This is a genomic window from Brevibacterium sp. HMSC063G07, from assembly GCF_001810665.1.
Classification (GTDB): Bacteria; Actinomycetota; Actinomycetes; order Actinomycetales; family Brevibacteriaceae; genus Brevibacterium.
On the sequence record NZ_KV802321.1, the window covers coordinates 231,207 to 254,079 of the forward strand.

Below are 22,873 nucleotides of genomic sequence, written 5' to 3' on the forward strand. Positions count from 1 at the left end.
TCCCGATCTACAAAGCGGATCTTGAGGAGGGGGACACATGGTACTGACACCGCTGACTGACGAACAGCGATCAGCTGCCCTGCGCAAGGCCTTCGACGCTCGCGTTGAGCGGGCGGAAGCCAAAGCAGATTTGAAATCAGGCAAAAAGAAGCTCGCCCAGGTCTTGGCAGAAGCCAATGACAGCGAAGCCCTGCAGAAGATGAAGGTCTACGACCTTCTGCGCGCAATCCCCAAAGTGGGGGACAGGCGCGCAGAGGCCATTATGGAAGAAGTCGGCATCGCCCGTTCACGCAGGATCAGAGGCCTGGGCGTCCACCAGCGAGCCGCGCTATTGGAGAAATTTGACTGAACCAGTTCTGACCGTGCTCACCGGCCCATCGGCGGTCGGCAAGGGCACCGTTGTCCAGCATGCCAAGAACAGCGCTGACCGACTGTGGCTCTCGGTGTCGGCAACTACGCGCGACCCCCGCCCGGGAGAAGTGGACGGCGTGCACTACCGCTTTGTGACGGACGCAGAGTTCGACGACCTCATCGACGCGGGCAGAATGCTCGAATATGCTGTCGTCCACGGTAAGCACCGCTACGGAACGCCGTCAGAGCCTGTTGAGCAGGCTTTGGCCGAGGGCTTTGCACCGCTTTTGGAAATCGACCTCGACGGGGCGCGTCAAGTGCGTCAGCACGCACCGAATGCGCGTTTTGTGTTCATGGCTCCGCCCAGTTGGGACGAACTCGTTCGCCGACTCACCGGTCGCGGCACCGAAACGCCCGAGCAGATTGCCCGTCGTCTTGAAACTGCGCGCACTGAACTTGCGGCGAAGGACGAATTCGATCACGTGATAGTCAACACCGATGTTTCGGCAGCCGCTGCCGAACTAGTAGACTTGATGGGACTGTCATCAGACACCCCTAGGTGAATGTGGAGAAATTTCTTGACTGCTAACCCCGAAGGCATCACCAATCCGCCGATCGACGATCTGCTCAATGTGACGCCGTCGAAGTACGAACTCGTCATCGAAGCATCCCGCCGCGCCCGCCAGATCAATTCGTACTACGCACAGCTGCAGGACGGACTGCTGGAGAACGTCGGTCCGCTCGTGACCCCGGAAGCCGGCGAAAAGCCGCTGTCGATCGCCCTGCGCGAAATCAATGAGGGCAAGCTCGTCAGCCGTGAGGCCAGCCCCGAAGAACTCGCTCAGGAAGAAGCTCTCGCCGAAGAGTTCGACTTCAGCTTGGACCCCGACGCACTGTGAACATCGTTCTCGGCGTCACCGGGGGCATTGCCGCGTACAAAGCGGCTCATATTGTCAGGATTCTGAAAGAGGCAGGGCACAGCGTTCGCGTTGTTCCCACCGAAAGCGCCCTGCGCTTTGTCGGCGCGCCCACGTGGGAGGCGCTGTCCGGCCAAGCCGTGCAGACGGATGTCTTCACACGCGTTGAAGATGTCGAGCACGTACTCATCGGCCAAGAAGCCGACCTCGTGCTCATTGCACCGGCAACGGCAGACAGCCTGGCGCGCATCCGCGCCGGCATTGCCGACGATCTTCTGACCGCCACGGTTCTGACGACCACCGCACCGGTCGTGGTTGCCCCCGCAATGCACACCGAGATGTGGTTCAACCCGGCAACCGTCGACAACGTCATCGTTCTCCGCAGTCGCGGAGTGCACGTCCTGGAACCTGCTTCCGGTCGCCTGACCGGAGCGGACTCCGGTCCCGGACGGCTGCCGGAACCGCAGGAGATCGTCGACTTCGCCCTGTCCGTCCACCGCGAAGCCGCTGCCCAACCAGCCAGCGGACTCCTTGCCGGGCGCCGAGTGTTCATCAGCGCCGGCGGCACCCGCGAACCACTCGATCCGGTGCGCTTCCTGGGCAATCGGTCATCCGGCAAACAGGGCGCAGCGCTTGCTGCCGCAGCCCACAGGGCCGGCGCTGAGGTTTGTTTGGCGTCGGCCAATATCGATTCGTCGATCCTTGCGTCCCTGCCGACCGGCATTGACATTCGGGAAGTCGAAACGACAGCACAGCTGGAAAGCGTGTGCCGCGAGCAGGCCCCACAAGCAGACATCGTCATCATGGCAGCCGCTGTGGCGGACTACCGTCCGGCCCAGACGGCAGGCCACAAGATGAAAAAAGACGGCGATGCCGGTCTGACCATCGAACTCGTGCAGAACCCCGACATCCTCGCCGGTCTTGTTGAAAATCGGCGCGAAGGCCAGACCATCGTCGGCTTTGCCGCGGAAACGGGCAGCCCGGAAACTCCTGCCGCGGAAATGGCTCGGCAGAAGATCGTGCGCAAGGGCTGCGACCTTTTGGTTTTCAACGATGTGTCCGGCGGCAAGACCTTCGGCCACAACACCACGAGCGTCGAAGTGCTCGCCCTGACCGACACGGGGGCTGTGGGGCTCGGAGAGTTCACCGGAGACAAGGCCGATGTGTCGGTTTCTGTCATGGACACGATCGCCAAGCACGCGGTCGAATAGGATTGAAGCGTGTCTGAACTTCGTCAATTCACCTCTGAATCCGTAACTGAGGGCCACCCGGACAAGATCTGCGATCAGATCAGCGATGCCGTGCTCGATGCCCTTCTCGAACAGGACCGTCGGGCCCGCGTGGCCGTCGAAACGATGGTCACCACCGGCCTGGTGCACGTCGCCGGCGAGGTGACAACCTCTGGCTACGCTGACATTGCTCAGCTGGTGCGCGACGTCATCACCGACATCGGCTATGACTCTTCAGCGAAGGGCTTTGACGGGCACACCTGCGGTGTTTCCCTGTCGATCGGCGCCCAGTCGAACGACATCTCGTCGGGTGTGACGCGCTCCCTCGAAGCGCGGTCGGGCACAACGGACCTGTACAGCGCTCTGGGTGCTGGCGACCAGGGCCTCATGTTCGGCTACGCGGACAATTCGACGCCCACTCTCATGCCCACGCCCATCTACTGGTCGCATCGTCTGACCGAACGACTCACCGCAGTCCGCAAGTCCGGCACTCTGCCCTATCTGCGGCCCGATGGAAAATCCCAGGTCACGGTCGGCTACGACGGCGACGCGGCGGTGTCTGTCGAAGCTGTTGTCCTGTCTACACAGCATGACGAGACTGTCACACACGCCGAGCTCGCCCAGGACATCCGCACGCACGTGGTCGATCCCGTGCTGGAAGAATCCGGTCTTGACACCACCAAGACCAACTACTTCATCAACCCCGCCGGGCCGTTCATCACCGGCGGCCCCATGGGGGATGCCGGTCTGACCGGGCGGAAGATCATCGTGGACACCTACGGCGGCTTTGCCCGGCACGGCGGCGGTGCGTTCTCCGGCAAGGACCCCTCGAAAGTCGACCGCTCCGGTGCCTACGCAACCCGCTGGGTGGCCAAGAACCTTGTCGCCGCCGGCCTGGCCGACCGCGCCGAAGTCCAGGTCGCCTATGCAATCGGCGCTGCCAGTCCCGTCGGCCTGTACGTCGAGACCTTCGGCACCAGCACGGTTGACCCGGTGAAGCTGGCTGACGCGGTTCGGGACGTCTTCGACCTGCGGCCGGCGGCCATCATCGACGAACTCGACCTCAACCGGCCCATTTACCGCAAAACCTCAACCTACGGCCACTTCGGTCGCGAAGACGCCGACTTCACGTGGGAGAACACCGACCGCGCCGATGCTCTGAAGTCCTATTTCAGCTGAGCGCTGTGGACGACGCTCAGCTGTTCACAGACGCTGAGGAGCCTCGCTTGAGGATCCGCGGCGGTGCACAGCCTGCGGCGGACCGTCCCGTGGCGCGCGTCCTGTTGGAATCACCGCTTCCGCACCTGGATCGGCTGTTCGACTATGCGGTGACCGAAGAGCAGGAAACCGAGGCGGTCGTCGGGGCTCGCGTCCGCGTCCGGTTCTCTGGGCGCAGGCTGTCGGGTTTCATTGTGCAGCGCACAGATACGACCGATGTCGACGGCGAGCTTGCGCCGCTGGCCTCTGTTGTTTCGCCGCTGCCTGTGCTGGGTGAGCAGCTGTACGGCCTGTGCAGGGCTGTTGCCGCGCGCTTTGCCGGAACAACGGCCGATGTTGTCAGACTGGGTGTGCCCGCACGCCACGCCAGGGGCGAAAAGAGCGTTCTGAAATCTGCTCCCGGTGATCCAGCACTGGCAGCTGAGGCCGCCCGCGCCGTTTCGGAGTCGACACAGGCCGACACGGCCCCAGCTGCAGAAGCCGATTTCCTTGCGGCACTGCATTCGTGGGCTGAGAACGCGGGTTCGTCTGAGTCGTCTGAGTTCCCACCGGGCCCGCGTGGTGCCTACACGGTGCTTCCGGGAGATTCCGGAGGTCTCGATTGGGTGCGCTTCGGGCTTGAGGCTGCTGCCGGGGTGATTGCCGCGGGGCGGACCGTGCTGTGGCTCGTCCCGGACTACCGGGAACTCGAAGCCGTCAAGCGTCGGCTCGGGAGGCTTGCTGAGTTCACTTCTGTTCTCAGCGCTGACCAGGGTCCAGAAGCACGATGGGCCGCGTGGGTTCGCGTGCTGACCGGACGGTCGCGCATGGTTCTGGGCACACAGGCGGCAGCCTTTGCACCCCTGCAGGACCTCGGGCTCATTCAGATGTTCGACGACGGCAATGACTCTTATCTTTTTGGGCGCGCACCGTACGTTCATGCGCGCTTTGTGTTGCAGGAGAGGGTCCGTCAATCCGGTGCCGCTTTGCTGTTTGTTGACCGCACGCGCACAGTCGACGTGCAGTTCCTCATCGACTCCGGCTGGGTGGGGCAGCTGCAGACTTCTCGCCAGGAGCGACGCGACGGTGCCCCGGTAGTCTTCTGCCCGCAGACTCAGCGCAGCGTCAGTGACCTGACCCAGCTGCCGGATGCGGTCTTCAGCGTCATCCGCGCTGCGCTGGGGCGTGCGAAAAGCGATGCCGCTGTTGGGCCTGTGCTCGTGCAGGTTCCGCGGACCGGCTATTCGACGTTTCTGACGTGTGCGGCGTGCCGCAGTCCTGCTCTCTGCCCGTCGTGCGAAGCCCCGCTGAGTGCGGCGGGGCCGGAGGGCCCCTTCGCCTGCTCGCGCTGCGGGTGGCACATCGAGCACCTGTCCTGCCGCAGTTGCCGCAGTCGGCGCTTCAGCTTCCACAGCGCCGGTCTCGACGGCATTCACGCGCAGCTCGGCCGGGCATTTCCCGGCTTCAGCGTTGTGCGCTCCGGCGGCAGCAGAGTGTTTTCCCGGCTTGACGATCCTGCTGACATCGTTGTTGCCTCGACGGGTGCCGAGCCTTATGTGGATGGCGGATACGCGGCAGCGGTTCTTCTTGACACGCTGTGGCCCGGTCCGGTTCTCAGGGCGACAGACAGGGCAATTGCCCGGCGCATGCGGGCCGCGGGCATGGTTCGCTCGTCTCGCGCAGGCGGTCGGGTGCTCATACTCGACGACGATCCCGATGTTGTGCGGACCCTGACCCGCTGGGATCCCGATGTCTACGCTGCAGCGGAAGCCGCCGATCGAACGCAGGCCGGCTTCCCGCCGGCCTGGCGAACAGCCGAGGTGACAGGTGCCCGCAGCGCGGTCGAAGACGTTTCAGAAGCCTGCTGTGATCAGTTCGGCGCACGCCTGTACGAACTGCGCGACGGCCCGCCTCGTTCCCGCTTCACCCGACCCGGTGACGATGTCGATGAGTCCGTCGTCACCGCGGTTATCGGCATTCCGGCCGCAACCGGCAACACCCTGTCTGAGCACTTGGCCGCCGAAACCGCAGCCCGGTCCATGCGGGGTGACGCGCAGATTCGCGTCCGCATGGACGATCCCGACGCTCTGTGACAGCTGCCGCCCACTAGACTGAGCGGCGTGAGAATCCTGTTTGCCGGCACCCCGGAACCCGCTGTTCCCTCCTTGCTCGCGGTGGCCTCGCAGCACAGCGTGGCAGCCGTGCTCACCCGTCCCGATGCACCCCTTGGGCGCAAACGCGTTCTGACGCCCAGTCCGGTCAAGATCGCCGCACAGGAACTCGGCCTGCCCGTCATTGAGGCCAGCCGCCTGGTCGGCGACGCCGTCACGCAGATCGAAGAACTCGAAGTCGATGCCGTGGCAGTCGTCGCCTACGGAGCGCTGGCCGGCCCCCGATCTCTCGCGGCCGCCCGCCTGGGCTGGTACAACCTGCACTTTTCGCTGCTGCCCGACTATCGGGGCGCCGCTCCCGTGCAGCGTGCTCTCATCGACGGGCACACCTCTTCCGGTGTCACCGTGTTTCGGCTTGATGAGGGTATGGACACCGGCGATATTGTCAGTGCCCTCGAACTGCCGCTCGACCACGCTGACGCAGGTGCAGCCCTTGTCGACTACGCGGACAGGGGAGCGGCGGTTCTGGCTGATGCGCTCACAGCCGTGGAAAACGGCACCGCACAGTTCACCCCTCAGCCGCATGAGGGCACACTCGCACCCAAGATCACCGCCGCTGATGCCCACCTGGACTTCCGGCGCCCAGCCGAACAGCTCATCGCACGCTCCCGCGGCACCTCGCCGGCTCCGGGACCGTGGAGCACAATCAACGGCAAGAGAGCCAAACTGGGTCCGCTCCAAGCCGCAGACGGCGCACTCGAACCGGGACGGGTCGCCAGTGCTGACGGCGGCATGCTCATCGGCACCGGCAGCCATCCCGTATTCGCCCCGACTATCCAGCCGTTCGGCAAGCAGCGCATGGCCGCAGCTGACTTCCTGCGCGGCAACCCGGATGTTCGCTTTGACCTGGGAGACGTTGAATGAGTCGCCCCGACGCTCGTCGCAGCCGAGGGAGGAACAACCGACAGAAGGCAAATCTCGCCCGCATTCTCGCCTGGGAGGTGCTCGTCGCCGTAGACGAAGACGACGCCTATGCAAACCTCCTGCTGCCGCGCAAGATTGAGCGCACGCGCCTGCGGGCAGACGACGCCGCCCTGGCTACTGAACTGACCTACGGCACACTGCGAGCCCGCGGCCTGTACGACGCGATCATCGCCGAAGCCGCATCCCGAAAAGTCGACAGCCTTGAAGCGCCCGTGGTCAATGCCATGCGGATCGGCGCACACCAGCTTTTGGCAATGCGCGTTCCCGACCACGCGGCGGTCGGCGAAACAGTCGCCGTCATCAAACAGTCGCTGCCGAGGGCGGCAGGCATCGTCAACGCCGTCCTGCGTCGGATCGGTGAGCGCAGCTATGACGACTGGCTTGCGGCAGTCAGTGCGGGCCTGGCCGAAACACAGGCGAAATCCCTGCGGTACTCTCACCCGGCCTGGATTGTCACCGCCCTTGAAGAGGCGCTCACCGCTCACGGGCGCAGCGCATCCGAAATCGATCTGCTGCTGCAATCGCACAACGTTCCCGCCCCCGTTGTGCTGACCGCGCTGCCCGGCCTTGATCGCAGCGAACTTCCCGGAACGCCGACCGAACTGTCGCCCCTGGGCGCTGTTCTCGACCGCGGCGACCCGGGAAACCTCGAAGCGGTGCGCGCCGGGCGCGCCCGCGTGCAAGACGAAGGCTCGCAGCTGACAGCGCTCACACTGCTCGAAGCCACCGCCCCAGACGGGGAATGGCTGGACATGTGCGCAGGTCCCGGGGGCAAAACCGCTGTGCTGGCGGCAACGGCAGCACAGCGGAACACACCCGTGACAGCGCTCGACGCCTCCGGGCACCGAGCCGACCTCGTGGTAGACAGCACGCGCGCTTTTGCTGACACGGTCGAAGTCTTCAAAGCCGACGGGCGGGAATTCGCCGAGGCCTACCCCGGGGACTTCACCCGGGTTCTCGTTGACGTTCCATGCTCCGGTCTGGGTGCGCTGCGGCGCAGGCCGGAAGCGCGGTGGCGGCGCAGTGCCGAAGACGTGCAGACACTGCGGCCGCTGCAGGACGAACTGCTTCGCGCGGCGTGGCAGGCGTGTGCGCCCGGCGGGGTCATCGCATACTCCACGTGCTCACCCCACCGACACGAAACCCTTGACGTGGTCCGCGCCTTCGCCGAAAACACTCCCGAGGCCCAGATTCTCAACACACCCGACCACCTGGCCCAGGTGACGCGACAGCCTGCCGAAAGCTTCGCATCGTCCGCCGTGGGCGACGGCACAGCAGCCCAGCTGTGGCCTCACGTGCACGAAACCGACGGAATGTTCGTCTGCCTCATCCGCCGTCCAGCCTGAGAGGACACCCGTGCCGATTTCCATCAACCCCAGCATCCTGTCCTGTGACTTCGCCCAGTTCGATCGCGAACTGGCCCGAATCGCCGATGCCGACATGGCGCACGTCGACGTCATGGACAACCACTTCGTGCCCAACCTCACCTTCGGTCCGCCCGTTGTAGAGCGGATCCAGGCCGTTTCGCCCATCCCGTTGGACATGCACCTCATGATCGCCGATGCCGACAGGCACGCCCCGGTCTACGCCGAAATGGGCTGTGAGTCAGTGACCTTCCACCTGGAAGCATCGGCTGCTCCGGTGCGCACCGCCCGCGAACTTCGACGTTTGGGCGCAAAGGCATCCGTCGCAGTCAAACCGGCCACCCCGGTCGAACCGCTCATCGACCTGCTCGGAGAGTTCGATCAGGTGCTCATCATGACCGTTGAGCCGGGCTTCGGCGGACAGAAGTTTCTCGACGTGTGCCTGCCGAAGATCCAGCGGATCCGCGATGCGATCTCGGCGGCCAATCTCGAACTGACAGTTCAGGTCGACGGGGGAATCTCGGAGCAGACCATCGGCCGTGCCGCAGAGGCAGGGGCGGATGTCTTCGTGGCCGGTTCAGCCGTATACGGTGCCGACAGCCCGGCCGCGCAGATTGCGCGTCTGCGCGAACTTGCGGGAGAGCACGCTTGCTGACAGACCTCTTCGGAATCCTCAACACGCCCGCCTTCTGGCTGGCGGGCAAGGCCGTCCCGTGGTCAGACCTCATTGGCAATGTCTTCGCCCTGCTGACGGTGGGCCTTGCGCTCAAACGCAGCGTGTGGTCCTGGCCGGTGCAGATTCTGGGTTCCCTGCTTCTGCTCAGCGCGTCCCTGTCAGCGCATCTGGGAGGCAACGCCAGCCGCCAGGTCGTCATCATCGCCGCAGCCGTGTGGGGGTGGAGCACGTGGCAGAAGTCGAAGAGCGAAACCGGCTCGATTGAGGTTCGCTGGGCAACGTGGAAAGAGCGCGCTGTTCTCCTTGCCGCGCTCATTGTGGGCACCGCTGTTTTCGGCACCGTGCTGAAACTGGGGGACTGGTCCTGGAACCCCTATCCGGACGCGTACATCTTCATCGGCTCGCTCGCTGCGATGTACGCGCAGGGCAGGGCGATCGTCGAATTCTGGTTCGTGTGGTTGGCTGTCGACCTCGTGGGAATCCCGCTGGCCGTTATGGGCGGACTGCTCTTTTCCGGGATCGTCTACTTCATCTTCCTCATCATGGTGCTCATGGGCATGCGCGACTGGGCCAAGCGGTCAAGGCAGACAATATCGTCGCCGTCATCGGCCGCTGCCACAATCCACGGTGACGAGGCCGTCTGAGCCGAGGGCACCTCGGGTGTGAGCAGCTGTGATTCTCGCACAGCGAGCCGCGGCACATGCGGCACGAGGCGTGTACTAATCTGACAGCGTGAAGACCTTTGACGAGCTTTTTGCCGAATTGAAGAACAAAGCGCAGACCCGCCCGGAAGGGTCCTCGACCGTGGCCGAACTCGACGCCGGAGTGCACCAGATCGGAAAGAAGGTCGTCGAAGAGGCCGCCGAGGTGTGGATGGCCGCCGAATACCAGTCCGACAGCGAACTGGCCGAAGAGATCTCCCAGGCGATCTACCACCTGCAGGTCATGATGCTCGCACGCGGACTGACCCCCGAAGACATCTACCGGTACCTGTAAGGAAGGCCCCGTGCTCAGAGTTGCAGTCCCGAACAAGGGATCCCTGTCAGAAAAAGCCACGGAAATGCTCCGCGCAGCGGGCTATTCGCTGCGGTCGAACGCGAAGACGCTGGCCCACACTGACAACGTCAACGAAATCGAGTTCTTCTACCTGCGTCCGCGCGACATCGCGGTGTACATCGGGCGAGGAATCCTTGACATCGGCATCACCGGTCGTGATCTCCTGCTCGAATCCGGTGCGGAAGCCAAAGAGATCATGTCGCTTGGCTTCGGCGCCTCGCGATTCCACTACGCCGGCCCGGCCGGTGCTTTTGCCAACACGCGCGAACTGGACGGCAAGAGCATTGCGACCTCGTACCCGGAACTCGTTGAGCAGGACCTCGCCCAGCGGGGCATGAGCGCCTCGATCGTGCCGCTGGACGGCGCTGTCGAAGTGTCGATCCAACTGGGTGTTGCCGACGCGATCGCAGATGTTGTCGAAACCGGCACCACCCTGCGGGCTGCGGGACTGGAGACAATAGGGGAGCCGATTCTGCGCTCCGAGGGAGTGCTCATAGGTCGGGACGGACCGCCGCGCGAAGCAGAAGACCCCGAGCAGATCGAACTCAGAACCGATATTCTGCTGCGCCGCCTGGAAAGCGTCATCGTCGCCCGCGACTACGTGCTCATCGACTACGACGTCGCCGAAGAAAACCTCGAAGCGGCCATCAGCATCACCCCGGGCTTCGAAAGCCCAACCGTTTCGACCCTGCACGACCGCGGCTGGTTCGCCGTGCGGGCCATGGTGCCCTCGGCTGAACAGCACACTCTCATGGACAAGCTCTACAGCGTTGGCGCGCGGGCGATCCTCGTCAGCCGCATCGACGCCTGTCGTATCTGATATCGGCCGTCAGCACCGACGCCGACGGCTGCCACACCAGGAAGGACTGACATGTCGCAAGGACCACTCAACGGCTACACCGTCGTAGACCTATCCCGCGCTTTGGCCGGCCCTCACGCAGGCCAGATCTTCGGTGACCTCGGCGCGCGGGTCATCAAAGTGGAAAACCCCGCCAGCGGTGATGACACCCGCAGCTGGGGACCGCAGTACGTGGGTCCCGAAGACCAAAAGCAGGCCACGTACTTCCTGGCGTGCAACCGGAATAAGGAATCCATCGCGTTGGATCTCAAAAGCGAGGACGGCCAGCACGTCCTCGAAGAGCTGATCAAGCGCGCAGACGTTCTCATCGAGAACTTCCGCACCGGGGTTATGGATCGTCTGGGCTTCTCCACGCAGCGCTGTCTGGAGCTCAACCCACGCCTTGTGATCCTGTCCATCACCGGTTTCGGCCACGACGGTCCCGAAGGCGGCCGTGCCGGCTATGACCAGATCGCCCAGGGCGAGGCGGGGCTCATGTCGGTCACGGGTTCGGGCCCGGACGACTTCCAGCGGGTCGGCGTGCCGATCGGCGACCTCCTGGGCGGCATCAACGGAACCCTCGGAGTCCTGGCGGCTCTGCTTGAGCGCGAAAGGACCGGCAGGGGCAAGATCGTGCGCACCTCGCTCATTGCGGGAATTGTCGGCGTGCACGCCTTCCAGGCCACTTCGCAGCTCGTCGGCGGTGTGACACCCAAACCCAACGGCAACCACCACCCGGCGCTGTCGCCCTACGGCCTCTTCCGCTGCAAGGGCGGCGAGGGAGGTGCGGTCCAGATGTCGGTGGGCAACCAGTCGCTGTGGCAGAAGTTCTGCAGCGCCTTCGGCCTTGACCCCGAAGCTGAGGGCATGGCCGACAACGACGCGCGCGTGAAGAATCGCGAAGCCGTGACAGCTGCCGTTGAAGGCGCTTTTGCGGACCTCGATTCCGCAGAAGCCCTCGCGAAGCTCAGCGAGGCGGGAATTCCCGCCGGTGTCGTCCGCACGATTGACGAAGTCTACAGCTGGGATCAGGCGCTCTCACAGGGCCTGAAGATCACCGTCGACCACCCGGTTGTCGGCGACATGGACCTGGCAGGGCCGGTGCTGCGCTTCTTCGACGGAGGCGAAGCCGGCGAAGTCGAAACGACGTTCGCCGACCACAAAGCACCTCCTGTCCTCAACGCCGACTCCGAGACCATCCGCGCCTGGTTGGACGGTGAATCATGACCAAGCGCTACTCCGCTCGCGAACTCATTGAACTCGTCGTCGATGAGGGAACATTCGAATCCTGGGACACCGAACCGATCACACCGGCGGCCGGGATCTCCGAAGAATACGCGGCTGAACTTGCCGCAGCCTCCGAAAAATCCGGGGCTGACGAAGCGATCCTCACCGGCGAAGGCCGTGTGCGCGGTCGTCGCGTGGCCATTGTGGCCAGCGAGTTCCGCTTTCTTGCCGGTTCAATCGGCATTGCCGCAGCTGAGCGCCTGACTGCCGCCGTCGAGCGGGCGACAGCCGAGGGCCTGCCGCTGCTGGCTGGGCCCGCTTCCGGCGGTACGCGCATGCAGGAGGGTACGGTCGCCTTCCTGTCGATGGTGAAGATCACCGCCGCAGTCAACGATCACCGCAAAGCCGGTCTGCCGATCCTCGTGTACCTGCGCCACCCCACCACGGGCGGAGTGTTCGCATCGTGGGGTTCACTCGGCCACTTCTCAGTCGCCGAACCGGGCGCGCTCGTGGGCTTTCTCGGCCCGCGCGTGTACGAAGAGCTCTACGGTGAGCCCTTCCCAACCAACGTGCAGACCGGCGACAACCTCCACCGGCGCGGCCTGGTGGATGCCGTCATGGGGCCTGAGCGGCTGGCAGAAACCGCAGCGAAAGCCCTCGACGTCCTCATGGGCGCACTCGAGGTTCCGGCCCCGGTGGACAATCCCGACACCTCGCCCGACCCGATGCCCAGCGGCACCAACGCGTGGGACATCATCACCGCCTCGCGCGATGACAACCGTCCCGGAGTACGCGAACTGCTGCGCTACGGGGCGCGCAATGTGCTGCCGCTGAACGGAACCGGTCAGGGTGAGAAGGACCGCGGCATGATTCTTGCGCTGGCCACGTTCGGTTCGGCCCCCTGCATTGTGCTGGGACAGGACCGCCGCGGACAGCGCAAATACGAGCCCATGGGCCCGGCGGCCCTGCGGGAGGCTCGCCGCGGTATGCGCCTGGCTGATGAACTGCACATTCCGCTGGTCACCGTCATCGACACCCCGGGTGCGGCTCTGTCCAAGGATGCTGAAGAAGGCGGCCTCGCCGGTGAAATCGCCCGGTCTCTGTCCGATCTCATTGCCCTGAAGGCACCGACGGTGTCGGTCATCCTCGGTGAGGGATCCGGCGGCGGAGCCTTGGCTCTCATCCCCGCCGATCGCGTGCTCAGCGCAGAAAACGGCTGGCTGTCTCCGCTGCCGCCAGAAGGCGCTTCGGCGATCGTGCACCGGACAAAGGACTACGCCGCTGACATGGCACAGGCCCAGCAGGTGCACTGCGAAAAGCTCGTTGAACACGGAATCGTCGACAGAGTCATCGCCGAGAAGCCCAACGCCGCTGCCGAACCGCGTGAATTCTCCGAGCGCGTGGCTCAGACGCTGGAATACGAAATCATCAACCTCATGCGCGTCCATCCTTCGCGCCGCCGCTACCAGCGGATCGACCGCTACCGAAAGCTGGGTGTGTAATGCCTGCCGTGCGCATCATTCCGTGCCTTGACGTTGACGGCGGGCGTGTCGTCAAGGGTGTGAACTTCAAGGGTCTGCAGGACGTGGGCGACCCGGTTGAACTCGCTGCCCGCTACGGCGACGGCGGAGCAGACGAACTGACGTTCCTCGACATCGGAGCTTCCAGTTCGAACCGCGAAACCCTGTACGACGCGGTCAAGAAGACCGCTGAACAGGTTTTCATTCCGCTGACCGTCGGCGGGGGAGTCCGCACCGCCGAAGACGTCGATCGGCTGCTGCGCTGTGGAGCTGACAAAGCGTCGATCAACACCGCCGCCATCGCCCGGCCCGAGGTGATCGGCGAGATCGTCGACCGCTTCGGTTCGCAGGTTCTCGTGTTGTCTGCCGATGTGCGCCGCGGCGAAACCGCCTCTGGCTATGAGGTCACAACCCACGGCGGCAAGAAGGGAACGGGCCTGGACGCGCTTGAGTGGGTACGCGAAGCCCAGGAGCGCGGCGTGGGCGAAGTCCTGCTGAACTCCATGGACGCCGACGGCACCAAGGAGGGCTTCGATCTCGAACTCATTCGCCACGTGCGCCCGCATATCACGGTTCCGCTCATCGCATCCGGTGGTGCAGGCAAGCTCGAGCACTTCGCACCCGCCGTGCGAGCCGGAGCAGATGCGGTTTTGGCCGCCTCGGTCTTCCACTACGGAACATTCACAATTGCCGATGTGAAAGACGCTCTGCGCACAGAGGGCATCGAAGTTCGATGACCGACGTTTGGGGACCCGACGACCTGCGCTATGGCGCCGATGGTCTTCTGCCTGCCGTCGTTCAGGAGTACGACACTCGCGAAGTGCTCATGCTCGCCTGGGTCGATGCCGAGGCGGTGCGCCGCACACTGGCCACGGGAAGAGCCACGTACTGGTCGCGTTCCCGCGCGGAGTACTGGGTGAAGGGCGAAACCTCTGGCCACGCACAGCAGGTCGTACGAGTCAGCCACGACTGTGACGGTGACACGGTTCTGTACGAAGTGCGCCAGACGGGGGCTGCCTGCCACACGAACACGCCGTCGTGCTTTTCTGACAGGAGGATGGATGATCACGCCGCTCAGTGAATTCCGCGAACTCGGCAAACATCACCGGGTCGTTCCCGTCACCGCGAAAGTTCTCGGCGACGGGGAAACCCCGATGTCGATCTACCGGGCTGTTGCCCACGGCCGCCCGGGCGCGTTCCTGCTGGAATCAGCTTCGCAGGGATCCTGGCAGCGCTACTCCTTTGTGGGACGCAGCCCCCTGTCGACGCTGACCGCACAGCGCGGCGGCGAACTGACCTGGCACGGCACGGTCCCCGCGGGTGCACCGACAGGCGGCGATCCGCTGGAGGGCATTTCGCACGTGCTCAGTCTGCTCAAGAGCCCGCCCCCGGTTGATCTGCCTCCGATGACATCGTCGCTTGTGGGCTACATCGGCTGGGACGCGGTCCGTCGCTTTGAAAAGCTCGCCGATGGTCCGCACGCCGTCTCGAACATCCCCGAGATCCACCTGTCGATCCCCGGTGACGTCGTGGTGTTCGACCACTACACCGCAGAAATCACTCTCGTGGCCAACGTGCTCAACGCCGACGGATCCCCTGAGCGGATCGAGCAGGCCTACGAGAACGGGCGCAGCAGGATCGACGCCATGCTGCACGATCTCAACTCCCCGCGCACACCGGTCATTTCAACACTCGACTGGCCGGAGCCGACAGTGCGATCGCACACGGAGCACGAAGACTTCCTCACCACCGTCGAAGCCGCAAAAGAGCACATCCGCCGCGGCGACGTGTTCCAAGTTGTGCCCGGACAGCGCTTCGAAAGCGACACCTCGGCATCGGCGCTCGACATCTACCGCGTGCTGCGGCGAACCAACCCCAGCTCGTACATGTACCTGCTCGACATCGAAAACTCCGAGGGCGAGCCGTTCAGCGTCATAGGCTCGTCACCCGAGGCGCTCGTGACCGTGAAGGACCGAGAAGTCCTCACACATCCGATTGCAGGTTCGCGCCCCCGGGGCAAGACCGAAGCCGAAGACCGGCGGCTGGCCGAAGAGCTCATCGGCGATGCGAAAGAGCGCTCCGAACACATCATGCTGGTAGATCTGGCGCGCAACGACCTTGCAAAAGTGTGTCGGCCGGGAACTGTGGACGTCGCAGAGTTCATGGAAATCGCACGCTACAGCCACATCATGCACATCGAATCGACCGTGACCGGCACACTGCGCGACGGCGTCGACTGCATGGACGTCATCCGCGCGGCATTTCCAGCGGGCACGCTTTCGGGTGCGCCGAAGCCCCGGGCGCTGCAGCTGATCGACGAACTCGAACCGGTCGGACGCGGACTGTACGGCGGTGTTGTCGGCTACTTGTCGTTCGCCGGGGACCTCGACATGGCAATCGCCATTCGCACAGGAGTCCTCAAGGACGGCGTCATTGCCGTCTACGCTGGGGCCGGTGTGGTTGCTGACTCTGCACCGGAAGCCGAGTATCAGGAAACGCGCTCCAAGGCCGCATCCGTGCTCAATTCGGCCGCTGCCGCGCAGGCGCTGCGGGCAGCAGGCTCAGCGGAAGACCTCAAAGGACGCGAGGAGCGCGCATGACCCGCGGCCGGTCCGTTCTTCTGCTGCTGGTGATCGCCGGGATCCTGTGGTTCATTTCGACGCGTGAACTCGTGATGCTGACTCCAGCGGGCAGCACCGGTCCGGCAGGTGTGGCCAATGGGGAACCCGCCGCCTCCGAAGGTGGGGGTTCGCCCGTCCTTGCAGCACAGGCGGCGGCATTTGCGGTCACGGCTCTGCTGCTGGCGATGCTGGGCACGCTCGGCCGCAGAATCACCGGCATCCTCATGGTGCTGTTGGGGTTCGGCTACGCCGGTGCGAGCCTTGGCATCGCGCTTGGCCAAGATGCCACACCCTGGGCGTGGACGGCCGTGGTGGCCGGCTTGGCAGCGGCTGCCGCCGCGGGGTTTGTCGGCTTCGGCCGCGATCAATGGCGCACCAGCCAGAAATTCGAACGAGCGGGAACCGCTGAGGGTGAAGCCCATCCTGACGACGACCCAGCCGCCGCCTGGGACGCGCTGTCGCGGGGAGAAGACCCTGACGACATCAGATGATCTGCCGACAGTGGCGAGCCGATTGTCAGCGACTCGGCCTTTCGTGAGAGAATCCTGACAGCAGAATGAAGGAGCACAATGTCTAAGACCAAGTACCGCAACGGAGCCCCCGACCTCGACAAGTCGAGCATCGACTACGAAGCAATTCAGGACCCTGGCCACATGCACTCCGTAGGCGCGTGGATCGGCGTCATCCTCGTGTTCGTCGGTGTTGCCGTCGCCGGCATCGGCACCCTTATCGTCAACACCAGCGGCTGGGCGCTGTTCTTCGTCGGCTGTGCACTCGTCGTGCTCGGCGCGGTTGTCGGCCCGGTCCTGGTCAAGGCCGGCCTTGGACCGAAGATTCACCGCAACACCCTGCAGCGTTGACAGTCCTCGGTGACATCATCGACGGGGTTCGCGAGGACCTCGAAGAACGCCGCGCTCGTGTCGACCTCGAGCAGATAAAAGAGCGCGCAGCGGCAGCAGCCCCTGCGCGCTCTTTTGCGCCGGAGCAGTTCGGGCTGATCTGCGAAGTCAAGCGCTCGTCGCCCTCCAAGGGCGCACTGGCCGACATTGCCGACCCGTCTGAGCTCGCCGCGGCCTATGAATCCGGGGGAGCGGCAGCCATTTCGGTGCTGACGGAAGAGCGCCGCTTCGGCGGCAGCCTGGCGGACTTCGCAGCCGTGCGCGCCCGCGTGGACGTTCCGCTGCTGCGCAAGGACTTCATGGTCGACGAATACCAGGTGTACGAGGCCCGGGCCTACGGCGCAGACATCATCCTGCTGATCGTCGCAGCCCTCGATGACTCCCAGATGCGCCGCCTGTACGATCTCGCACACGAACTCGGCATGGCCGTCCTCGTCGAAGCGCACACGAGCAAAGAAATCGTTCGTGCCACAGCGCTCGGCGCGAAGGTGCTCGGTGTGAACACCCGCAACCTCAAAGACCTGTCGGTCGACCCGGCCCGCTTTGCACCGCTGGCGGCGCAAGCCAGAGGGCACACGCACTTGGTCGCCGAAAGCGGTGTGGCCACGAGCGCTGAAGTCGAACTCTACGCCGCGGCGGGTGCAGACCTGGTGCTCGTCGGCGAAGCACTCGTGAAGCACGGCGACCCGCAGGCCAAGGTGGCCGAGTTCACCCGCGCTGGCCGCGCACAGCGCTGACCGCCACCAGCCGCACACCCAAAGCAAGCCGCCCGCGCGCAGGCGCCTTCGGCCCCGAAACCGCGCACACAGAACGGAAGTGACTATGCCCGAAATCCCAGCAGCAGAAGCCGGTCCGTACTTCGGTGAGTTCGGCGGACGCTTCTTCCCAGAAGCCCTCGTGCCCGCTCTCGAGCAGATTGAGGAAGCCTGGCGCAAAGCCATGGTCGACCCCCAGTTCTCGGAAGAGCTGACTCGACTGCAGCTTGAGTACACGGGTCGTCCCAGCCTGCTGACGGAAGCGCCGCGCTTCGGTCAGCACTGCGGCGGGGCTCGCATCTTCCTCAAACGCGAGGACCTCAATCACACGGGCTCACACAAAATCAACAACGTGCTCGGGCAGGCTCTGCTGACGGCGCGAATGGGCAAGACGCGGGTCATAGCCGAAACCGGCGCGGGCCAGCACGGCGTGGCCGCAGCGACTGCTGCTGCGCTGTTCGGCCTTGAGTGCACCGTGTACATGGGTGAAGAAGACACTCAGCGACAGTCGCTCAACGTGGCTCGCATGCGCCTTCTCGGCGCAGAAGTGGTTCCCGTGCGCACGGGAACGCGCACCCTCAAAGACGCTATGAACGAAGCCATGCGCGACTGGGTTGCGAACGTCGAAACGACGCACTACATGATCGGCACAGTAGCCGGACCCCACCCGTTCCCCGCCATGGTGCGAAGCTTCCAGCGGGTCATTTCGGATGAAGCCCGCGAACAGATCCAGCAGCAGGCAGGCCGCCTGCCGGACGCCGTATGCGCCTGTGTGGGAGGCGGTTCGAACGCCATGGGCATCTTCGCGGCCTTCATCCGCGACGAAAACGTCCGCCTGTACGGTTTCGAAGCAGGCGGCGACGGAGTCGACACGGGCCGTCACGCAGCCCGATTCTCCGGCGGCAGGCCGGGTGTTCTGCACGGCTCTGCCACCTACATTCTGCAGGACGAAGATGGGCAGACCCTGCCTTCGCACTCTGTGTCTGCTGGACTGGACTATCCGTCCGTGGGGCCCGAACACTCCTACCTCAACGATTCCGGGCGAGCTGAATACCGGCCGATCGTCGATGACGAAGCCATGGAGGCCTTTCGCCTGCTTGCCCGCACCGAGGGGATCATCCCCGCCATCGAAAGCTCGCACGCGCTTGCCGGCGCAATGAAAATCGGCAGGGAACTCGGAGAAGACGCTGTTATCGTCGTGAGCCTGTCAGGGCGCGGTGACAAAGACATGACCACCGCAGCCCGGTGGTTTGACTACATCGACGAAGGAGCAGTCCAGGTATGAGCACGGCTGAAGTCCTGACACAGACCAAGAATGACGGCCGGGCTGCCCTCGTGGGCTACCTGCCGGTCGGCTTCCCTGACGTTCCCGGTTCACTTGAGGCCATCGGCGAACTGGCTCGGGGTGGGGCCGACATCATTGAAATCGGCATCCCGTACACCGATCCCGGGATGGACGGACCGGTCATCCAGCGGGCAGCCGATGCTGCCCTGCGCGGCGGCGTGCGCGTTGCCGATTCGCTGCGCGCTGTCGAAGCGGCGGCGAGCGCCGGGGCCGTTCCCGTCGTCATGAGCTACTGGAATCTGATCCTGCAGTACGGCGTCGAAGCCTACTCACGTGACCTCGCATCGGCCGGGGGCCATGGCATCATCACCCCGGATCTGCTTCCGGATGACTGCGCAGCCTGGGACGCCGCTTCGGACGCACACGGCCTTGACAGAATCTTCCTCGCCGCACCGTCCTCAACTCCCGAACGGCTCGCTCTCATCAGCTCTCGGTCGCGCGGTTTCGTCTACGCCGCTTCGACTATGGGCGTGACCGGAACCCGCGCTCAGGTGGACTCGCACGCGGAAGGCCTCGTCAGCCGCGTGCGCGAGGCCGGTGCCGAGCACGTGTGCGTGGGCCTGGGTGTGTCGAATCGCGAACAGGCCGCCGAGGTTGCCGCCTATGCTGACGGTGTGATCGTCGGCTCCGCACTGGTGCGGGCTCTCGATGAGGGCGGTTCGGCCGCGGTCGGCCGACTTGCTGAAGAACTGAGCGAAGGCACGGTCCGCTCGTGACATATCAGGCGGCTATTCCCTCACCGACGTGGCAGGGCTTTTCGTTCGGCCCTCTGACGATCCACGCCTACGCTCTGTGCATCATCGCCGGGATCTTTGTGGCCCTGTGGCTGACGAACCGCAGGTGGACTGCACGAGGCGGAGATTCCGATGACCTGTGGACGATTGCCATGTGGGCGATCCCGGCTGGCATCATCGGCGGTCGCCTCTACCACGTGTTCTCTACCCCCGACCCGTACTTCGGACCGGGCGGCAATCCGGTCGCGGCACTCTACATCTGGAACGGCGGACTGGGCATTTGGGGCGCTGTCGCCCTGGGTGTGCTGGCTGCCTACTTTGCAGCGCGCAGGCTCGACATCCGGTTCGGGGCCTTCCTCGATGCGGCAGCTCCCGGCCTGCTCCTGGCACAGGGGATCGGACGATGGGGGAACTGGTTCAACCAGGAGCTCTTCGGCGCTCCGACCACGCTTCCGTGGGGTCTGCAGATCGACCGGGTGCTCAACGGCCGCCCCAACCCCAACTGGCCGGATCCCGCCATCCCCGAGGGCACGCTGTTCCACCCGACGTTCCTGTACGAATCAGTCTGGAACATTCTGGGTGCTCTGCTGCTCATTTGGCTGGGCAGGCGGTTCCGCCTGGATCACGGTCAGGTGTTCTTTGCATACATCTGCTATTACACGCTCGGTCGCGTGTGGATCGAGGCGCTGCGCATCGACACCGCCGAGCACATTCTGGGCCTGCGGCTCAATGTGTGGACGTCCATCCTGGTGTTCGTGCTGGGAGCCGTTCTGCTGGCCGTGTCGCGACTTCGGCACCCCGATTTCAACCCGGACATCACCCTGAGCGGATCATCGGGTGCTCCCGACACCCAGCCGAGCGGGCCTTCGACTGAGACCTCCGCGCTGCCCCTGCAGGCCGACGGCGGCCAGGAGATCGGGTTCGGACCCGTCACGCACACACTGCCGGTGATTGCCGACCCCGAAACAGCTGAACTTCCGGTATCGGGTCGGTCGTTCGGCTACTTCGGGGCGGTCACATCGACGATTTCGATCATTCCACAGGTGCGCAAACGCGAGGATGAGCAGCGCGAAAGCTGATTGATCTGCGGTGGAGCTCTCACCGGGGACGACATTCGACTAGGGTGGAACCATGCGGCTAGCCAAGATCGTTGCGACCCTCGGACCTGCTCAGAAAACCTACGAAGACATTCGCGCCATAATCGATGCCGGAGTCGATGTCCTCCGCTTCAACTTCTCCCACGGCACTCACGCTGACCACAAACGCCTGTACGGCTGGGTGCGCGAAGCGGCAAACGACACAGGACGGCCGGTTGCGGTCCTTATGGACCTGCAGGGACCTAAGATCCGCTTGGGCACTTTTGCCGACGGCCAGAAGCACTATTTTGAGCGCGGCCAGCAGTTCACAATCACAACGGAAGACGTCGAAGGAACCGTCGAGCGCATCTCGACCACGTATCAGGGCCTGCCCGGCGATGTCAGTGTGGGCGATCCTCTGCTGGTTGACGATGGCCGCGTGCGCCTGCGCGCTGTCGAAGTCGGCGAAACCGACATCCTGGTCGAAGTTGAGGTTCCCGGTTACCTGTCTGACCACAAGGGCGTCAACCTGCCCGGTGTTGCCGTTTCGGTGCCGGCGATGACCGAAAAGGACATCAAAGACCTCCGCTTCGGTCTGCGCATGGGCGTTGACTGGGTGGCACTGTCCTTTGTGCGCGACGCCGCCGACGCCGAGTACATTCGGTCAATCATGGACGACGAGGGAATTCACATCCCCGTGATCGCCAAACTGGAAAAGCCGCAGGCGGTAGAGAAGCTCGATGAGATCGTTGACGCCTTTGACGGCCTCATGGTGGCTCGCGGCGACCTGGGTGTCGAAGTTCCGCTGGAACAGGTTCCCCTCGTCCAGAAGCGCGCCATCGCCAAGTGCCGCCGCGAAGCCAAGCCTGTCATTGTGGCCACCCAGATGCTCGAATCGATGATCGAAGAGCCCAGGCCCACTCGCGCTGAAGCCTCCGACTGTGCCAACGCTGTTTTCGACGGGGCGGATGCTCTTATGCTCTCCGGTGAAACCTCGGTCGGTCAGCATTGGCTCGATGCGGTTCGCACCATGGCCCGCATCATCGAATCCTCCGAACAGCAGGGCCTGCACCTGATTCCCGAACTGGGCAGTGAGCCGAAGACCCGCGGCGGTGCAATCACCGCGGCTGCCGTGCAGGTCGCCCACGATCTCGACATCGACCACATGTGCGTGTTCACGCAGACGGGAGACTCGGTGCGCCGCATGTCGCGGCTGCGTGCGCCTCGTCGACTTCTTGCATTCACGCCTGACGTCAAGGTGCGTCACCAGTTGGCACTCACCTGGGGTGTTGAAACGATCCTCGTGAACGAAGTCAGCCACACCGACCAGATGGCCCGGCAGACCGATGAAATCCTGCTGGGCGAGGGAATGGCCGAAGAGGGCGACTACTGCGTCATCGTGGCCGGATCGCCCCCGGGACTGCCCGGGTCGACCAACGCCCTGCGCGTGCACAAACTCGGTGACGCCATCAAGGGCCTGGCGCCGGCATACCGGGATGACAACCAGATCTTCAGCCACCCGGAAGCAGGCTACGGCAAGATCACCGAACCGAACTTCTGACCGGTGACCGGCGCCTCGTGAGGTAACCGGCAGAACCTGCCGGCCGCCTCGTGTGCTTCACCAGCGGTGCCGCGCAGGCTGCCCCAAACAGAAAATCTCGGGATATCGTTTCTACGATGTCCCGAGATTGTTTCGTACCGGATGCGGGACTCGAACCTACATTTTGGCTGATTTTGGGCTGTTTTCGCGGGTATCTCCGGTCAGAACGCGGCGTCTAAAGGCCGTTTGGTCGGACTTCGGCTGAGAATGTGTGATTTAGAGTCACACGTGATCGACGGTGTGTAGGCGCCCGACGGAATATATGCATGAAAGACACGATGCATGGTGGAGTATCCGCCCCCAATGACGTTCACCGGCGCCGAAGCCGCGGACGTTCTGGGACGCTACCAGGCGTACCTACTGAGCGAGGTCG

General features: G+C 64.2%; 24 protein-coding genes. All 24 read left to right on the forward strand.

What is annotated here, in order from left to right; genetic code table 11:
• The first annotated feature begins 37 nt into the window (after nt 1-37).
• On the forward strand, nt 38-349 hold the full coding sequence (gene mihF / locus HMPREF2757_RS01080; protein ID WP_070572559.1) for an integration host factor, actinobacterial type: 312 nt from the start codon (nt 38-40) through the stop codon (nt 347-349).
• Nucleotides 342-914: a guanylate kinase gene (gene gmk / locus HMPREF2757_RS01085; RefSeq protein ID WP_070572560.1), complete on the forward strand. Its 573-nt coding sequence runs from the start codon at nt 342-344 to the stop codon at nt 912-914. The genes mihF and gmk overlap by 8 nt, the downstream gene beginning before the upstream one ends.
• Before the next feature lie 15 nt (nt 915-929).
• Nucleotides 930-1,250 (forward strand): DNA-directed RNA polymerase subunit omega, encoded by a 321-nt coding sequence (gene rpoZ, locus HMPREF2757_RS01090; RefSeq protein ID WP_226829178.1) that lies wholly within the window; start codon nt 930-932, stop codon nt 1,248-1,250.
• On the forward strand, nt 1,247-2,479 hold the full coding sequence (gene coaBC, locus HMPREF2757_RS01095) for a bifunctional phosphopantothenoylcysteine decarboxylase/phosphopantothenate--cysteine ligase CoaBC (protein WP_070572564.1): 1,233 nt from the start codon (nt 1,247-1,249) through the stop codon (nt 2,477-2,479). Before rpoZ ends, coaBC begins: the two co-directional genes overlap by 4 nt.
• Nucleotides 2,480-2,488: 9 nt before the next feature.
• Entirely contained in the window at nt 2,489-3,676 is a 1,188-nt protein-coding gene (metK, locus tag HMPREF2757_RS01100) for a methionine adenosyltransferase (RefSeq protein ID WP_070572566.1), read from the forward strand.
• A gap of 5 nt (nt 3,677-3,681) precedes the next feature.
• Complete coding sequence (locus tag HMPREF2757_RS01105) at nt 3,682-5,787, forward strand: primosomal protein N' family DNA-binding protein (RefSeq protein WP_083304031.1); 2,106 nt, start codon at nt 3,682-3,684, stop codon at nt 5,785-5,787.
• Nucleotides 5,788-5,814: 27 nt separating this feature from the next.
• Nucleotides 5,815-6,729 carry a methionyl-tRNA formyltransferase gene (locus HMPREF2757_RS01110; RefSeq protein ID WP_070572568.1) on the forward strand — a complete coding sequence of 305 codons (915 nt, stop codon included), beginning with the start codon at nt 5,815-5,817 and terminating at the stop codon, nt 6,727-6,729.
• On the forward strand, nt 6,726-8,135 hold the full coding sequence (locus tag HMPREF2757_RS01115) for an RsmB/NOP family class I SAM-dependent RNA methyltransferase (protein ID WP_070572570.1): 1,410 nt from the start codon (nt 6,726-6,728) through the stop codon (nt 8,133-8,135). The genes HMPREF2757_RS01110 and HMPREF2757_RS01115 overlap by 4 nt, the downstream gene beginning before the upstream one ends.
• A 10-nt stretch (nt 8,136-8,145) precedes the next feature.
• On the forward strand, nt 8,146-8,808 hold the full coding sequence (gene rpe / locus HMPREF2757_RS01120; RefSeq protein ID WP_070572571.1) for a ribulose-phosphate 3-epimerase: 663 nt from the start codon (nt 8,146-8,148) through the stop codon (nt 8,806-8,808).
• The gene (locus HMPREF2757_RS01125) at nt 8,802-9,473 is read left to right on the forward strand and encodes a nicotinamide mononucleotide transporter family protein (protein WP_070572573.1); all 672 of its coding nucleotides are present in this window, start codon (nt 8,802-8,804) and stop codon (nt 9,471-9,473) included. Before rpe ends, HMPREF2757_RS01125 begins: the two co-directional genes overlap by 7 nt.
• 88 nt (nt 9,474-9,561) lie before the next feature.
• On the forward strand, nt 9,562-9,825 hold the full coding sequence (locus HMPREF2757_RS01130) for a phosphoribosyl-ATP diphosphatase (RefSeq protein WP_070572575.1): 264 nt from the start codon (nt 9,562-9,564) through the stop codon (nt 9,823-9,825).
• Nucleotides 9,826-9,835: 10 nt separating this feature from the next.
• Nucleotides 9,836-10,705, forward strand: a complete 870-nt coding sequence (gene hisG / locus HMPREF2757_RS01135) for an ATP phosphoribosyltransferase (protein ID WP_070572576.1) — start codon at nt 9,836-9,838, stop codon at nt 10,703-10,705.
• 51 nt (nt 10,706-10,756) lie between these two features.
• Nucleotides 10,757-11,950 carry a CaiB/BaiF CoA transferase family protein gene (locus tag HMPREF2757_RS01140; RefSeq protein ID WP_070572578.1) on the forward strand — a complete coding sequence of 398 codons (1,194 nt, stop codon included), beginning with the start codon at nt 10,757-10,759 and terminating at the stop codon, nt 11,948-11,950.
• Nucleotides 11,947-13,452, forward strand: a complete 1,506-nt coding sequence (locus tag HMPREF2757_RS01145; RefSeq protein WP_070572580.1) for a carboxyl transferase domain-containing protein — start codon at nt 11,947-11,949, stop codon at nt 13,450-13,452. Before HMPREF2757_RS01140 ends, HMPREF2757_RS01145 begins: the two co-directional genes overlap by 4 nt.
• Nucleotides 13,452-14,207, forward strand: coding sequence for an imidazole glycerol phosphate synthase subunit HisF (hisF, locus tag HMPREF2757_RS01150; protein WP_070572582.1), 756 nt, complete (start codon nt 13,452-13,454; stop codon nt 14,205-14,207). The genes HMPREF2757_RS01145 and hisF overlap by 1 nt, the downstream gene beginning before the upstream one ends.
• Nucleotides 14,204-14,551, forward strand: coding sequence for a phosphoribosyl-AMP cyclohydrolase (gene hisI / locus HMPREF2757_RS01155; protein WP_070572584.1), 348 nt, complete (start codon nt 14,204-14,206; stop codon nt 14,549-14,551). Before hisF ends, hisI begins: the two co-directional genes overlap by 4 nt.
• Nucleotides 14,532-16,070, forward strand: coding sequence for an anthranilate synthase component I (locus tag HMPREF2757_RS01160; RefSeq protein ID WP_070572585.1), 1,539 nt, complete (start codon nt 14,532-14,534; stop codon nt 16,068-16,070). Before hisI ends, HMPREF2757_RS01160 begins: the two co-directional genes overlap by 20 nt.
• Nucleotides 16,067-16,582, forward strand: a complete 516-nt coding sequence (locus HMPREF2757_RS01165) for a Trp biosynthesis-associated membrane protein (RefSeq protein ID WP_070572587.1) — start codon at nt 16,067-16,069, stop codon at nt 16,580-16,582. The genes HMPREF2757_RS01160 and HMPREF2757_RS01165 overlap by 4 nt, the downstream gene beginning before the upstream one ends.
• A 78-nt stretch (nt 16,583-16,660) precedes the next feature.
• Complete coding sequence (locus HMPREF2757_RS01170) at nt 16,661-16,951, forward strand: HGxxPAAW family protein (protein ID WP_083304032.1); 291 nt, start codon at nt 16,661-16,663, stop codon at nt 16,949-16,951.
• Complete coding sequence (gene trpC / locus HMPREF2757_RS01175; protein ID WP_070572589.1) at nt 16,948-17,727, forward strand: indole-3-glycerol phosphate synthase TrpC; 780 nt, start codon at nt 16,948-16,950, stop codon at nt 17,725-17,727. The genes HMPREF2757_RS01170 and trpC overlap by 4 nt, the downstream gene beginning before the upstream one ends.
• A gap of 85 nt (nt 17,728-17,812) precedes the next feature.
• On the forward strand, nt 17,813-19,030 hold the full coding sequence (gene trpB / locus HMPREF2757_RS01180; RefSeq protein ID WP_070572590.1) for a tryptophan synthase subunit beta: 1,218 nt from the start codon (nt 17,813-17,815) through the stop codon (nt 19,028-19,030).
• The gene (gene trpA / locus HMPREF2757_RS01185) at nt 19,027-19,806 is read left to right on the forward strand and encodes a tryptophan synthase subunit alpha (protein ID WP_070572592.1); all 780 of its coding nucleotides are present in this window, start codon (nt 19,027-19,029) and stop codon (nt 19,804-19,806) included. Before trpB ends, trpA begins: the two co-directional genes overlap by 4 nt.
• Nucleotides 19,803-20,903: a prolipoprotein diacylglyceryl transferase gene (gene lgt, locus HMPREF2757_RS01190; protein WP_070572594.1), complete on the forward strand. Its 1,101-nt coding sequence runs from the start codon at nt 19,803-19,805 to the stop codon at nt 20,901-20,903. The genes trpA and lgt overlap by 4 nt, the downstream gene beginning before the upstream one ends.
• 52 nt (nt 20,904-20,955) lie before the next feature.
• Complete coding sequence (gene pyk / locus HMPREF2757_RS01195; protein WP_070572596.1) at nt 20,956-22,461, forward strand: pyruvate kinase; 1,506 nt, start codon at nt 20,956-20,958, stop codon at nt 22,459-22,461.
• Nucleotides 22,462-22,873 lie beyond the last annotated feature (412 nt).

Excerpts from the sequence above, each read along its gene's own strand:
- mihF (WP_070572559.1), top strand. The coding sequence starts at position 38 with ATGGTACTGACACCGCTGACTGACGAACAGCGATCAGCTGCCCTGCGC.
- HMPREF2757_RS01115 (WP_070572570.1), top strand. The coding sequence starts at position 6,726 with ATGAGTCGCCCCGACGCTCGTCGCAGCCGAGGGAGGAACAACCGACAG.
- HMPREF2757_RS01145 (WP_070572580.1), top strand. The coding sequence starts at position 11,947 with ATGACCAAGCGCTACTCCGCTCGCGAACTCATTGAACTCGTCGTCGAT.
- trpA (WP_070572592.1), top strand. The coding sequence starts at position 19,027 with ATGAGCACGGCTGAAGTCCTGACACAGACCAAGAATGACGGCCGGGCT.
- HMPREF2757_RS01140 (WP_070572578.1), top strand. The coding sequence starts at position 10,757 with ATGTCGCAAGGACCACTCAACGGCTACACCGTCGTAGACCTATCCCGC.
- HMPREF2757_RS01170 (WP_083304032.1), top strand. The coding sequence starts at position 16,661 with ATGTCTAAGACCAAGTACCGCAACGGAGCCCCCGACCTCGACAAGTCG.
- hisF (WP_070572582.1), top strand. The coding sequence starts at position 13,452 with ATGCCTGCCGTGCGCATCATTCCGTGCCTTGACGTTGACGGCGGGCGT.
- HMPREF2757_RS01160 (WP_070572585.1), top strand. The coding sequence starts at position 14,532 with ATGATCACGCCGCTCAGTGAATTCCGCGAACTCGGCAAACATCACCGG.
- pyk (WP_070572596.1), top strand. The coding sequence starts at position 20,956 with ATGCGGCTAGCCAAGATCGTTGCGACCCTCGGACCTGCTCAGAAAACC.
- trpB (WP_070572590.1), top strand. The coding sequence starts at position 17,813 with ATGCCCGAAATCCCAGCAGCAGAAGCCGGTCCGTACTTCGGTGAGTTC.
- hisI (WP_070572584.1), top strand. The coding sequence starts at position 14,204 with ATGACCGACGTTTGGGGACCCGACGACCTGCGCTATGGCGCCGATGGT.
- HMPREF2757_RS01165 (WP_070572587.1), top strand. The coding sequence starts at position 16,067 with ATGACCCGCGGCCGGTCCGTTCTTCTGCTGCTGGTGATCGCCGGGATC.